This is a genomic window from Mesorhizobium sp. M0768, assembly GCF_040320195.1.
Lineage (GTDB): Bacteria > Pseudomonadota > Alphaproteobacteria > Rhizobiales > Rhizobiaceae > Mesorhizobium.
Window position 1 is genome coordinate 324139 of the sequence record NZ_JAMYPD010000004.1, and the last position, 12840, is coordinate 336978.

Annotated in this window: 11 protein-coding genes and 1 riboswitch; of the genes, 5 read left to right on the forward strand and 6 right to left on the reverse strand. The window is 63.1% G+C overall.

Going from position 1 to position 12840, the window contains the following annotated elements:
* Positions 1-2: 2 nt before the first annotated feature.
* Positions 3-1016 (reverse strand): thiamine ABC transporter substrate binding subunit, encoded by a 1014-nt coding sequence (gene thiB / locus NKI08_RS08255; RefSeq protein WP_352768316.1) that lies wholly within the window; start codon positions 1014-1016, stop codon positions 3-5.
* 43 nt (positions 1017-1059) lie between these two features.
* A riboswitch (TPP riboswitch) is annotated at positions 1060-1174 on the reverse strand.
* A gap of 127 nt (positions 1175-1301) precedes the next feature.
* Between thiB and NKI08_RS08260 the strand changes: the two genes are divergently transcribed.
* The 4 genes from NKI08_RS08260 to NKI08_RS08275 all read left to right on the forward strand — a co-directional run bounded on the left by NKI08_RS08260 (position 1302) and on the right by NKI08_RS08275 (position 4400).
* A complete protein-coding gene (locus tag NKI08_RS08260; RefSeq protein WP_352489273.1) occupies positions 1302-1946 on the forward strand; it encodes a thiamine diphosphokinase in 645 nt (214 codons plus the stop codon).
* A 15-nt stretch (positions 1947-1961) separates the two neighbouring features.
* Entirely contained in the window at positions 1962-3782 is a 1821-nt protein-coding gene (locus NKI08_RS08265; RefSeq protein ID WP_352768320.1) for an ABC-F family ATP-binding cassette domain-containing protein, read from the forward strand.
* 76 nt (positions 3783-3858) lie between these two features.
* Complete coding sequence (locus tag NKI08_RS08270) at positions 3859-4101, forward strand: type II toxin-antitoxin system CcdA family antitoxin (RefSeq protein WP_254816484.1); 243 nt, start codon at positions 3859-3861, stop codon at positions 4099-4101.
* Positions 4101-4400 carry a CcdB family protein gene (locus tag NKI08_RS08275; protein ID WP_352450813.1) on the forward strand — a complete coding sequence of 100 codons (300 nt, stop codon included), beginning with the start codon at positions 4101-4103 and terminating at the stop codon, positions 4398-4400. Before NKI08_RS08270 ends, NKI08_RS08275 begins: the two co-directional genes overlap by 1 nt.
* 31 nt (positions 4401-4431) lie before the next feature.
* On the opposite strand, the gene NKI08_RS08280 is transcribed toward NKI08_RS08275, so the two are convergent.
* Entirely contained in the window at positions 4432-6117 is a 1686-nt protein-coding gene (locus NKI08_RS08280) for a hypothetical protein (RefSeq protein ID WP_352768323.1), read from the reverse strand.
* Between the two features lie 73 nt (positions 6118-6190).
* Positions 6191-7489 (reverse strand): adenylosuccinate synthase, encoded by a 1299-nt coding sequence (locus NKI08_RS08285; protein WP_023680654.1) that lies wholly within the window; start codon positions 7487-7489, stop codon positions 6191-6193.
* A gap of 321 nt (positions 7490-7810) precedes the next feature.
* On the opposite strand from NKI08_RS08285, the gene NKI08_RS08290 reads away from it, so the two are divergent.
* Positions 7811-8713, forward strand: coding sequence for a DMT family transporter (locus NKI08_RS08290; RefSeq protein WP_352613407.1), 903 nt, complete (start codon positions 7811-7813; stop codon positions 8711-8713).
* A 59-nt stretch (positions 8714-8772) separates the two neighbouring features.
* Here the strand turns inward: NKI08_RS08290 and serA are convergent, their stop codons facing one another.
* The 3 genes from serA to NKI08_RS08305 form a co-directional block, all read right to left on the reverse strand.
* Positions 8773-10371 (reverse strand): phosphoglycerate dehydrogenase, encoded by a 1599-nt coding sequence (gene serA / locus NKI08_RS08295; protein WP_352450817.1) that lies wholly within the window; start codon positions 10369-10371, stop codon positions 8773-8775.
* A gap of 181 nt (positions 10372-10552) precedes the next feature.
* Entirely contained in the window at positions 10553-11728 is a 1176-nt protein-coding gene (locus NKI08_RS08300) for a phosphoserine transaminase (RefSeq protein WP_352768327.1), read from the reverse strand.
* A 182-nt stretch (positions 11729-11910) separates the two neighbouring features.
* Positions 11911-12660: an outer membrane protein gene (locus NKI08_RS08305; RefSeq protein ID WP_352768330.1), complete on the reverse strand. Its 750-nt coding sequence runs from the start codon at positions 12658-12660 to the stop codon at positions 11911-11913.
* Positions 12661-12840: the final 180 nt, after the last annotated feature.

Consider the following 12840-nt stretch of genomic DNA (forward strand, 5'->3'; position numbering starts at 1 on the left):
CCCTACCTGCTCATCGCCGCAAGCCACTCATCGACCCAGGCCTTGCGGTTGGCCGCGACGTCTTCCGGGCTGAACAGCAAGGTCTTGGTCGGCTTGACCAGCTTGTCGAACGCCGGGTTGAGCGGCTTGTCGGTTTTGCCGGCCGGGAACATCCAGTTGGTTTCGGGAATGACATCCTGGAATTTCGGTCCGGTCATGAAGGCAATGAACTTTTCCGCCAGCGGGTTCTTCGCGCCCTTGGTGGTGATCCCCGCAACCTCGATCTGCAGATATTCGCCCTCCTCGAAGGACGCCGCCTGGTAGCGCTCGGTGTTTTCGGCGACCATGTGGTAGGCCGGCGAGGTGGTGTAGGACAGCACCATCGGCGCCTCGCCCTTGGTGAACAGGCCGTAGGCCTCGCTCCAGCCCGGCGTTACCGTCAGCACCTTCGCCTTGAGTTTGGCCCAGGCTTCCGGCGCCTTGTCGCCATAGACCGACTTGACCCACAGCAGCAGGCCAAGGCCCGGCGTCGAGGTGCGCGGATCCTGGATGACGATCTTCTCTCCGGCATCGCCCTCGACCAATTCCCTGAGGCTCTTCGGCGGGCTCTTCAGTTTTTCGGTGTCGTAGACGACGGCGAAATAGCCATAGTCGAACGGCACGAAAATATCGTCGCTCCAGCCGCCCGGTACATTGACGCCCGAGACGGCGCCGTGCGGCGAAAACAGGCCGGTTGCCTTGGCGTCGGCGGTTAAGTTGGTATCGAGGCCAAGTACGATATCGGCCTTGGTCGCGGCGCCTTCCAGCTTCACACGGTTGAGCAGCGCCACGCCGTCGGCGACCGAGACGAATTCGACGACGCAACTGCATTCGGCCTCGAAGGCCTTCTTCACTGCCGGTCCCGGACCCCAATCGGCGGTGAAGCTTTCATAGGTATAGACCGTCAGTCTATCCTGTGCCGATGCCTGCCCTGGCAGGGCGAGCGCGGATGCCGCAACCAGGACAATTGAGACAAGAGAGTGGAAAAAACTGCGCATCGGCGCCTCCTTCGTTCGCGTTGAAAGGAATTGAGGCGTCGGGCTGTCCGAAACGTCTAATCCCTCCGCCGGTACAAACCGGATCAGGTTCAGCGGGTTGGCAGTCTTGCCTCTCAGCCGGTCCGCGAAGATCGCGTCCGGCACCCCGTTAGAGCGTTGCGACACATAGGCCCGGCCGAAGTGCTGCGCAAGCGGAAGTTTGCCGGACATCCAAAGCCCAGCCTTCCGTTTCGTCTGCCGTTTCATCTTCCGTTTCCGGGGCAGGGCTGGTAAGGGCCACGAGATATGAGCACATTCACCATCCTGCTTGGCGGCGATCTCATCCGCACGCCGCTGCTCGACCGCCAGGTCGAAGGCTCGCGCGTCATCGCCGCCGACGCCGGCATCGGCCATGCCCGTATGCTGGGCCTGAGGCCGGAACTCTGGGTCGGCGATTTCGATTCGGTGCCTGCCGAGTTGCCGGAGGATCTGGCCGCCGTGCCACGGCAGGTGTTTCCTGCCGAAAAAGACAAGACCGACGGTGAACTCGCTATCGCCGCCGCGCTCGAACGCGGTGCGACCAGCCTTGTGCTCGCAGGCGCCTTCGGCGGCAAACGTACCGACCACATCTTCCTGCATCTGGCGCTGAGCGTCCGGCTGGCGGAAGGCGGGACGGAAGTGCTTTTGACCAGCGGCGCACAGGAAGGCATTCCCTTGCTGCCGGGAAAGACTGGCTTCGACTATGCCGACGGCACGCTGTTTTCGGTGCTCGGCTTCTCCGATCTCGCCGGCCTGAGCGTCACCGGCGCCAAATGGCCGCTCGACCATGTCGAGGTTGCGTTCGGCTCGTCGCTGACCATTTCCAACGAGGTCAATGGCCGGCTCGAAATCGCGCTGGCCAGCGGCCGCGCGCTGCTGCTCGCGCATCCCTACCCTCTTCCGGAAAGCTGAGCCCAGAAAGCTGATATGGCGCCGCCACTTCTCAATCTCGACGGGATAAAGCTGACCTTTGGCGGCACGCCGTTGCTCGACGGTGCCGCCCTGACGGCCTCGGCTGGCGACAAGATCGCCCTGGTCGGCCGCAACGGCTCTGGTAAGTCGACGCTCCTCAAGATCGCCGCCGGGCTGATCGAACCGCAGGATGGCGAAGTCTTCCGCCAGCCCTCGGCAACCGTGCGCTACTTGCCGCAAATGCCCGACATGGACGGTTTTGCGACCGTCCGCGCCTATGTCGAGGCGGGGCTCGGGCCCGCCGACGATCCCTACCGCGCCACCTATCTGATGGAGCATCTCGGCCTGACCGGCGAGGAACGGCCGAACGACCTTTCCGGCGGCGAGGCGCGGCGCGCCGCCCTCGCCCGCGTCATGGCGCCGGAGCCCGACATTCTCCTCCTCGATGAGCCGACCAATCATCTTGACCTTTCGGTCATCGAATGGCTGGAGGAGGAGCTTGCCCGCACCTCCTCGGCACTGGTCGTCATCTCGCATGACCGCCGTTTTCTCGAGCGCGTGTCACGCGCCACAATCTGGCTCGACCGCGGCCAGACCCGCCGTCTCGACAAGGGCTTTGGCTATTTCGAGGAATGGCGCGACACGGTGCTGGAGGAGGAAGAGCGCGAGCAGCACAAGCTCGGTCGCCAGATCGTGCGCGAGGAGCACTGGCTGCGCTATGGCGTGACAGCGCGGCGCAAGCGCAACATGCGCCGGCTCGGTGAGTTGCAGACCATGCGCCAGCGCTTTCGTGGTCATCGCGGCGCCGAGGGTGCGGCGACGATGACAGCCAGCGACGCCGCCGAATCCGGCAAGCTGGTGATCGAAGCCAAGAACATCGAGAAGACCTTTGGCGATCTGACCGTGGTCAAGGGATTCTCGACCCGAATCCAGCGCGGCGATCGCGTCGGTCTGGTCGGGCCGAACGGCGCCGGCAAGACGACGCTGTTGAAGATGCTGACCGGCGAATTGAAGCCGGACGCGGGCACGGTGCGGCTCGGCACAAATCTGGAGATCGCCACGCTCGACCAGAAGCGCGAAGCCGTCGACCCGCAGGAGACATTGGCGCAGTATCTCACCGACGGGCGCGGCGAGAACCTCGTCATCAATGGCGAGCAGCGCCACGTCGTCTCTTACATGAAAGACTTCCTGTTCAAGCCGGAACAGGCGCGCACGCCGGTGCGCGAGCTTTCGGGCGGCGAGCGGGCGCGGCTGATCCTCGCCCGCGTTTTGGCGCGGCCGGCAAACCTGCTTGTGCTCGACGAGCCGACCAACGACCTCGACATGGAGACGCTGGAGCTGCTGCAGGAATTGGTCGCCGGCTTTGCCGGCACGGTGATCCTGGTCAGCCACGATCGCGATTTCCTCGACCGCACCGTGACCAGCATCATCGCGCCGGATGGTGACGGCCGCTGGATCGAATATGCCGGCGGCTATTCCGACATGCTGGCGCAGCGCGGCGGCACCAGGCTGGACGACCGCAAGGCGCGACCAAAGGCCGAGACGGGCGACGCGACGGCGGCAAGCAGGAACGAAGCGGCCGCAACGAAGGGCCCGGCCAAGAAACTGTCGTTCAAGCAGAAATTCGCGCTGGAAACCTTACCCAAGAAGATCGAGGCGGTGTCGGCCTCGATCTCGCGGCTGGAGAACAACATCGCCGATCCGGCCTATTACGAGCGCGACCCGGCCTCGTTCCAGAAGACGATTGCCGCGCTCGACAAGGAGCGCGTCACACTGGCAGCGCTCGAGGAGGAATGGCTGGAACTGGAAATGCTGCGCGAGGAGATGGAGGGGTAATTCGCGAGTTCAAGCACCTTGTCATTGCGACTAGAGAGGAATGCGCATATGTTATGCGCATAGTGTGGAGGTGATCATGCGCAAGATAGCTGTGAATGCGGTTCGCCAGCCGGCAAATCTGTCGATCGACTCAAAGCTCATGAAGGAAGCCAAGGGGCTCGATGTGAATGTCTCGCGCGCCGCTGAAGCCGGCATCGCCGAGGCCGTGGCCGCCGAAAAGACGCGGCTGTGGAAGCTTGAGAACCGCGCGACGATAGATGCGTGGAACGAATATGTCGAAAAACACGGTATTCCGCTGGCAGAACATCGGCAATTCTGATGGCGCGCTACGACGTCTTCGCGGGTAGCATCGAAGGCGGCTATCTCCTCGACGTCCAGGCCGATCTGCTAGACCATTTCAAGACCCGGGTGGTCGTCCCGCTTCTGCCGGCTGCGATGGCGCCATCACCAATGCGAAAGCTCCATCCGATTTTCGAGATCAATGGTCGGAAATTGGTCATGGCCACCCATTTGATCGCCACGGTTGCGGCGACGGAACTGGGCGAGAGCCGACTGAATCTGACGAGGCATCACGACGAGATCGTGGCCGCGCTCGATATGCTGTTCCAGGGCTTCTGAGCCAGAGAGGCGTTGGGCTGGTGAGCCGACCTCACCCCGCCGTCTTTGTCTGCCAGGCCTTTAGCGCCTCGTCGAACACCTTCTCGCCTGGAATGCCCTTTTCCATGGTGAGCAGCGCCCGCCGCCCGGTCTTGTAGACGACCGGCACGTCGATCCAGTCCTGACCTCTGAGCAAGGTCAGATTGGCGTCTTCATCCGCCTTGGTATCGTTGAGCGCAACCAGGAAGAAACCGTCGGCGATCTTGGCCGGGATGCCGATCAGCGGGCTTCCGGCATCCTGCTCGGAGCCCTTCATGGCGACACGCAGGATGTTGTCGACGCCGCCGCCCTCGAAGCCGTCAGGCGTCAGGAAGATCATCTCGATAATATGGCTGGCCGGCAGCGTCTGGTCGGTGTTGCGACGGATCGTCATGCGCAACTGGATATCCTTGCCTGGAATGGTCGCCTCGGCGCGGATCGCCGGCTCGGGCGGCAGGTCGCCGCCGGGCGATTCCTGCACCAGCGACCAGACGATATTGCCGGGCTCGGCCGAGCCTTGAGCGGTGCTGGTGCGCTCCTCATAGAAGATCGCCTTCTGGCCGACGGCCAACGTGGCTTGCGGCGGAACTGCCGTTGGTGCCGCTGCCGGTGCTGGCGGCGGGGCGGCCGCTGCAGGCGCTGCTGCCCCGTTGGCGGGCGGCGTTGCGGGAGTTGGTGCAGCGGACCCATCGACTGCTGGAGCATTGGCCGTGGCTTGCGTGTCGGCGGGTGCGGCCGGAGCCGGCGCGGCCGGTGCCGGGGTGGTCGGCGCTTGTGCGGCCGATGGCGGCGTGGTCAGTGCGGCGACGGATTCGCCTTCGCCGATGCCCGCCTGCCCGGCCGCGGGGCCGGGATCGACTTCGTGGCCCTCGGGCGTCAGGCGCTGCGTGAACTTCGCGCCCTCGCCGGAATCCGTCGGAGGCGCGGCGGCCGGTACGGCCGCATCGGCCACCGGCTTGGCCGGGGCTGGTTTTACCAGCGGTTCGGTGGCGACGGCTGTGGTCGAGTCGAGGCCGAGCATGCTGCCGAACGCATCCTTGTTCAGCCAGATGCCATAGCCACCACCGGCAATGACGAGCAAAGCAATGGCGGCGGCGATCACACCGCCATAGCTGCGCCTGCGCTCCGCAGGATAGAGCCGCTGGAACCTGTCCTCCGCGGGGCCGCCGTCGTTGGAAAAGTCGTCGCCCGGAAAAACGCCGTCTTGGCCGTCAGCCGTCGGAAGTTCCATATCGGACGGCGGCGGACCAGCGCGCTCCTGAGAAAGAGCGACGGGCTGCGGCTTTTGCCAGTTCGGCGCCGCCTTGGCGGGCGTGGGCTGCCAGGCCGGCCCAGTCTTTGCTGGCTCCGTCTTTGCCGGCTCGGTCTTGGCCGGCTGCCATGCCGGCTCCGTCTTTGCCGGCTGTCGGATATGGCTGGACTGGTTCTTGTTGCGGTCGATGGAGGAGAAGATGTCCTCCAGTTCCGCCAGCGGGTCGGGTGGCGGCGCAGGCTTGGCATAGTCCCGCTCGACTTTGGCGATGGCGTCTTCCAGTGCACGCATCTGCCGGTCGACATCGGAAGGCGTCATCGTGGCCTTCTCTGCGAGTTGTTTCGCGATTGACGAACGGGCCCTGTCATAGACCCTGGCGCGCACTTCCGCCGACGGCTCACCGAGTTTATCGAGCGCCTTTTTCAGAATAGGAACAAAATCTACCATACGTCAGTCGACCTGCATTTGTTTCTGGGCCGGCCCCCGCAAATCAGCCGCAATGCCCGGAAAGGCTGAGAAACTAGTCTTGAAACGGATCGGTCACAAGTATCGTGTCGTCCCGCTCAGGGCTGGTGGAAAGGAGTGCGACCGGCGCGCCGATCAGCTCCTCGATGTAGCGGACGTACTTCACCGCCTGGGCCGGCAGGTCGTTCCAGCTGCGCGCGCCGGCAGTGGTGCCTTTCCACCCCTCCAGCGTCTCGTAGACCGGTTCGACGCGGGCCTGCGCACCCTGGCTGGCCGGCAGGTAATCGATCGCCTCGCCGTCGAGTCGGTAGCCGGTACAGACCTTGATCTCGTCCAGCCCATCGAGCACATCGAGCTTGGTCAGCGCAATGCCCTTGATGCCGTTGACGGCGACGGCCTGGCGGACCAGCACGGCATCGAACCAGCCGCAGCGGCGCTTACGGCCGGTGACGACGCCGAATTCATGGCCGCGCGTGCCCAGGAACTCGCCGATCTCGTTCTTCTGTTCGGTTGGAAACGGGCCTTCGCCGACGCGCGTCGTATAGGCCTTGGTGATGCCGAGCACATAGCCGATGGCGCCCGGGCCGACACCGGAGCCTGCGGCGGCCTGACCGGCAACCGTATTGGACGAGGTGACGAACGGATAGGTGCCGTGATCGATGTCGAGCAACGTGCCTTGCGCGCCCTCGAACAGGATGCGCTCGCCGGCGCGGCGCTTGTCGTCGAGGATTTTCCAGACGCGGTCCATATAGGGCAGGATCTCGTCGGCCACCGAGATCAGCTCGCTCATGATCGCCTCGTGCGTGACCTCGGCATGGCCGAGCCCGCGCCGCAGCGCATTGTGGTGCGTCAGCAGCCTGTCGACCTTCAAGGGCAGCGTTTCCAAATCCGCCAAATCCATCACCCTGACCGCGCGCCGGCCCACCTTGTCTTCATAGGCGGGACCGATGCCGCGACGGGTCGTGCCGATCTTCGTTCCGGAATTGGAAGCGGCGTCCTCGCGAAATCCGTCCAGCTCCCGGTGCAAGGACAGGATAAGCGCGGTGTTTTCGGCTATTTTCAGGCGGTCTGGCGTCACCTCGACGCCCTGCGCCTTCAATTTCGCAACCTCCGCGACGAAAGCGTGCGGATCGAAGACGACGCCATTGCCGATGATGGACAGCTTGCCTTGCCGCACCACGCCGGACGGCAGCAGCGACAGCTTGTAGACCTTGCCGTCGACGACCAGCGTATGGCCGGCATTGTGGCCGCCCTGGAAGCGCACGACAACATCGGCGCGCTCCGACAGCCAGTCTACGATCTTGCCTTTGCCCTCATCGCCCCATTGCGAGCCGACGACCACCACATTGGCCATATTTCTTTTCCCTTGAGACGCCGCACGAGCAGCTTGAAACAGTTCGAAACGACAGGCCTCTATCGCATCGGCCCCCAAAATCGGAATCGATTTTCGGAAAGCACGACGCGAGGATTAAAGCCTTCCGACGCGTACTTTGTAGCGTCCAATTGCACGCACGTCGTTCTATAGCGTCAAGACCCGGCGAGCGCGACCACTCTTTGCCGCCCAAAACGCTCCGAGGCACAACAATTTTCGCCTTTGACATCATTTACTTGGGCTGGCGGTCGCAATAGGCCCACACCGACCGTCAAATTCCCTCTGCCTGGCCGGGAGTTCACGATGCATCGAGCCGCCTATCTGTTCCTGCTGTTCACCACCTTGCTGTGGGGCGGCAACTCCGTGGCGGGAAAGCTGGCGGTCGGTCATATCTCGCCGATGACGCTGGTCTTCCTGCGTTGGCTGCTGGCGGTTCTGATTCTGCTGCCGATCGGCTGGGGAACGCTACGCCAAGACTGGCCGGTGGTGCGCAGGCATTGGTTGCTGCTTGGCGGGCTCGGCGCTTGCGGCTTCGCCTTCTTCAACACGATCTTCTACACGGCGCTCAACTACACGACGGCGATCAACGTCTCGATCGAGCAGGCGGCGATACCGATCGTGATCATCATCGCCAATTTCCTGCTGTTTCGCCTGCGGGTGAACCGGGTGCAGATCGCTGGCGTCGTGCTGACCATCATTGGCGTCGCGGTGACGGCGAGCCATGGCGACCTGCGCCAGCTTCTCAAGCTGGATCTCAACTTTGGCGACGCGATCATGCTGGTCGCCGTGCTTTGCTACTCCTTCTATTCGGTGGGGTTGCGGCTGAAGCCGATAATCCGCTGGCAGAGCCTGATGCTGGCGCTGTCGGTTGCCGCACTCGTCACATCGCTGCCTTTCTTCCTGTGGGAGATTGCCGCCGGCAAAGTCATCGTCCCCGATGCCCGCGGCTGGGCGGTCGCGTTCTATACCGCCATCGGTGCTTCGGTCATCTCGCAAATCTTCTACATCAGGGGCAACGAGCTGATCGGCGCCAACCGCGCCGGCCTGTTCATCAATCTGGTGCCGATCTTCGGTACGCTGCTATCGGTGCTGATTGTCGGCGAGACATTCCAGCTCTATCAGGCGCTGGCTCTCGCGCTGGTGCTCGGTGGCATCAGCCTCGCGGAATACAGCGGACGGAAGATGGCGGCATCCGCTGCTGAATGAAGTCGCTTGCCGCGACGTTCCACCGCCCCGCGTGCTGCTGCACACGGGGCGACCGAATTTCAGGCTATCCCAACATCGAAATGCAGCCGCTTGGCGGAGTCGATCGACTTGTGCGAGCGTACCTGCGCCAACACGTTTTCCGGGAATGGCGCATCGAGATAGAGCAATGCGATGGCATCGCCGCCCGGCCGGTTGCGGCCGAGCTGGAAGTTGGCGATGTTGACGCCGTTCTCGCCGCACACCGTGCCGAGCAGACCGATGATGCCGGGCGCGTCGGCATTGGTCGTGTAGAGCATGTGCTGGCCGACCTCGGCGTCGAGATTGATGCCCTTGATCTGGATGAAGCGCGGCTTGCCGTCCGAAAAACAGGTGCCGGCGATCGAGCGCGTCCTGTGCTCGGTCTTGACCGTCAGCTTGATATAGCCGTCGAACACGCCCGACTTGTCGCGCTTGACCTCGGCGACGATGATGCCGCGCTCCTTCACCATGATCGGCGCCGACACCATGTTGACGTCGGAGACCTGCGGCCGGATCAGCCCGGCAAGGGTGGCACTGATCAGCGCGCGCGTGTTCATCGTCGCGGTCGAGCCGTCGAACAGTATCTCGACCTCCTTGATCGGATCCTCGGTGACCTGTCCGACAAAGGCGCCGAGCACTTCGGCAAGCTTGACGAAAGGTTTCAGCCGCGGCGCCTCTTCGGCGGTGATCGACGGCATGTTGATGGCGTTGGAAACGGCGCCCTTGATCAAATAGTCGGACATCTGCTCGGCGACATGCAGGGCGACATTCTCCTGCGCTTCGGTGGTCGACGCGCCGAGATGCGGCGTCGCCACGACATTCTCCATGCCGAACAGTGCGTTGTTGTCCGCCGGTTCGACCTCGAACACGTCGATGCCGGCGCCGGCCACCTTGCCGCTCTTCAGCGCCGCGATCAGGTCGGCCTCGACGATCAGCCCGCCACGGGCGCAGTTGATGATACGCACGCCGGTCTTCATCTTGGCGATCGCCGCGGCGTCGATGATGTTGCGCGTCTTGTCGGTAAGCGGCGTGTGCAGCGTGATGAAATCGGCGCGGGCGAACAGCTCGTCGAGCTCGACCTTTTCGACGCCGAGCTCCTCGGCGCGGCTGTCCGACAGGAATGGATCGAAGGCGATGACGTGCATCTTCAGGCCGACGCCGCGCGTAGCGACGATCGAACCGATATTGCCGCAGCCGATGATGCCCAGCGTCTTGCCGGTGATCTCGACACCCATGAAGCGGTTCTTTTCCCATTTGCCGGCATGCGTCGAGGCGTTGGCCTCCGGTATCTGGCGGGCCAGCGCGAAGATCATGGCGACGGCATGCTCGGCGGTGGTGATCGAATTGCCGAAGGGCGTGTTCATCACGATGATGCCCTTGCGGCTCGCCGCCGGTATGTCGACATTGTCGACGCCGATGCCGGCGCGGCCCACGACCTTCAGCCTGGTCGCGGCATTGATCAGCTTCTCCGTGACCTTTGTCGCCGAGCGGATGGCCAGCCCATCATACTGGCCGATCACTTCGAGCAGTTTTTCCTTGTCCTTGCCGAGATCCGGCAAATAGTCGACCTCGATGCCGCGATCCCTGAAGATCTGCACGGCGGTGGTGGAAAGTTTGTCTGAGACGAGAACGCGGGGCATTGGCTTGGTCCTTTGCGATTGGCGTCCCTCCCCCTTGAGGGGAGGGTCGGCGCGAAGCGCCGGGCTGGGGTCGTTGCGGCCGGATGCGGCCAAATCTTTTTCTTTCTGGATGGCGGATCGTTGAACGGGTGGAGGCGACCACCCGGCCCTTCGGGCCACCCTCCCCTCGAGGGGGAGGGAGTCAGGCCGCCGCTTTGAGCGACGCCTTTTGCGCGGCAAAGGCCCAGTCGAGCCAGGGCAGCAGCGCTTCGAGATCGGAGGTCTCGACTGTCGCCCCGCACCAGATGCGCAGGCCGGGCGGTGCATCGCGGTAGGCACCAATGTCGTAGGCGACGCCTTCCTTGTCGAGCGCCGAGACAATTGCCTTGGCGAATGCAGCCTGTCCGTCGGCGTCGAGTGCAGCGACCTCCGGATCGGTGAAGGAAAGGCAGACCGACGTGTTCGAACGCGTCGCCGGGTCTACGGCAAGATGGCCGAGCCAGGAAGATTTCCGGACAAAGCGATCGAGAACGGCGGCATTGGCATCCGCTCTGGTGACCAGCGCGTCGAGGCCGCCGATCGACTTCGCCCAACGCAGCGCGTCGAGATAGTCCTCGACGCACAGCATCGACGGCGTGTTGATAGTCTCGCCCTTGAAGATGCCTTCGATCAGCTTGCCGCCCGAGATGAGGCGGAAGATTTTCGGCAACGGCCAGGCTGGCTTGTAGCTTTCCAGGCGTTCGACGGCGCGCGGGCTGAGGATCAGCATGCCGTGCGCGCCCTCACCGCCCAGCACCTTCTGCCAGGAGAAGGTGACGACGTCGAGTTTCTGAAAATCGAGCTGTTGCGCAAAGGCCGCCGAAGTCGCGTCGCAGATGGTCAGGCCCTTGCGGGTGGCCGGGATGAAATCGCCGTTCGGCACGCGCACACCCGACGTCGTGCCGTTCCAGGTGAAGACCACGTCGCGGTCGAAGTCGATTTTGGTCAGGTCCGGCAGTGCGCCGTAGTCCGCCTCTAACCTGCGAACATCGGCGAGCCTCAGCTGCTTGACCACATCGGTGACCCAGCCGGAGCCGAAGCTCTCCCAGGCGACCATGTCGACGCCGCGTTCGCCGAGCAGCGACCATAGCGCCATTTCGACCGCGCCGGTATCCGAGGCCGGCACGATGCCGATGCGGTAGTCCGCCGGAACCTGGAGGATTTCCCGGGTCAGCTCGATCGCTTGTTCGAGCTTGGTCTTGCCGATCTTGGCGCGGTGCGAGCGCCCGAGCGCGGCATTTTTGAGCGCCTCGACCGACCAGCCGGGGCGTTTTGCACAGGGACCTGAGGAAAAATTGGGATTTGCCGGACGGAATCCGGGCTTGGTATGCGTGGTCATCGTGGTCTATCCTTCCAGATAGTGGCCCCTCGTTGGGGAGGGGTGGCCCACGGATGGCGATATGCGTTCAGGCTTTCGGCGTCAAGGGGAAAGTTTTTGTCGCTGTCGGGATATTGCCGGGGGCGAAACGCAAACAGCGGGCCTGCGACCCACCATTGTCAACGCCTCGGCTTCGATCGAGCCTACCACAGATCGTAGCGTAGTCCGACTTTGACTTGATGATTGTTGATCCCTTTGCGGATCGGAAAAGAAGTCAGACTCTCGGCAGTCACATATTCGGCGTCTGGCGCGGAAAAATACTGATAGCCCAGATCGACCGAGACGTTCTTGGACACTTGGTACGCAAGCCCGGCATTCAGCGTGTAGGCGAAGGAGTACTGGGTCTTGTTGTCATGCCGGACGAAATCGTCGGTGGGGTCGGCGTTGTCGGTGAAGTAGCTCGCCGACAGGCGACGCTTGCTCTGCAGGATACCGACACCGGCGCCGAGATAAGGTGTGATTCCGACATAGGTGCCAAGGTCGACATAGCCGTTGAGTATGCCTGAGAAGGCATAGTTCTTCAGGGTCGCCGATGCCACGGTCGTTCCGTCGTTATAGCCGACGTCGATCTTGTTGCCGGGAAGATAGCCGACATTGAGATCGGCGCGCAGATAGTCGTTGAAATGGTAGCCGAAGCCGATGCTGGCGAAGATGGGATCTTCCTTTTCGTCGAAGCTCGCGGGTGTAAAGGCGAAATGCTCATCCTTGAAGCTCTTCTGCACCAGATAGGAGACATCGCCGCGCAGATACCATCCCGAGCCAACCTCGACCGGTACATAGTCGGGCGCCTGGTCGACATAGACCGGCGGTTCGTAATCGGCGCCAAGCGCCGGCGTCAGCGGCACCAGGACGACTGCTGCAAGCGCCAGTGCTATAGGCGATTTGAATGTCATGGTCCTCGGCTCCCGAACTTGGCGCATTCGCGATCGCGCGCGCCGTTTCAGACAGCATTGTTAACCATAGTGGTTAAGTGCGGGTTAAGGATAACAAGGCGTTAGCAATTGATTTGATCCGTTTTCGCTCCTCGAGCCGGACGGTGTTACAGGGCAACGCAGCATCTTTAGGCAGCCAAA

Bases quoted from the DNA above. Each gene is read 5' to 3' on its own strand.
- thiB (WP_352768316.1), bottom strand. From the start codon at position 1,016: ATGCGCAGTTTTTTCCACTCTCTTGTCTCAATTGTCCTGGTTGCGGCA.
- NKI08_RS08260 (WP_352489273.1), top strand. From the start codon at position 1,302: ATGAGCACATTCACCATCCTGCTTGGCGGCGATCTCATCCGCACGCCG.
- NKI08_RS08265 (WP_352768320.1), top strand. From the start codon at position 1,962: ATGGCGCCGCCACTTCTCAATCTCGACGGGATAAAGCTGACCTTTGGC.
- NKI08_RS08270 (WP_254816484.1), top strand. From the start codon at position 3,859: ATGCGCAAGATAGCTGTGAATGCGGTTCGCCAGCCGGCAAATCTGTCG.
- NKI08_RS08275 (WP_352450813.1), top strand. From the start codon at position 4,101: ATGGCGCGCTACGACGTCTTCGCGGGTAGCATCGAAGGCGGCTATCTC.
- NKI08_RS08280 (WP_352768323.1), bottom strand. From the start codon at position 6,117: ATGGTAGATTTTGTTCCTATTCTGAAAAAGGCGCTCGATAAACTCGGT.
- NKI08_RS08285 (WP_023680654.1), bottom strand. From the start codon at position 7,489: ATGGCCAATGTGGTGGTCGTCGGCTCGCAATGGGGCGATGAGGGCAAA.
- NKI08_RS08290 (WP_352613407.1), top strand. From the start codon at position 7,811: ATGCATCGAGCCGCCTATCTGTTCCTGCTGTTCACCACCTTGCTGTGG.
- serA (WP_352450817.1), bottom strand. From the start codon at position 10,371: ATGCCCCGCGTTCTCGTCTCAGACAAACTTTCCACCACCGCCGTGCAG.
- NKI08_RS08300 (WP_352768327.1), bottom strand. From the start codon at position 11,728: ATGACCACGCATACCAAGCCCGGATTCCGTCCGGCAAATCCCAATTTT.
- NKI08_RS08305 (WP_352768330.1), bottom strand. From the start codon at position 12,660: ATGACATTCAAATCGCCTATAGCACTGGCGCTTGCAGCAGTCGTCCTG.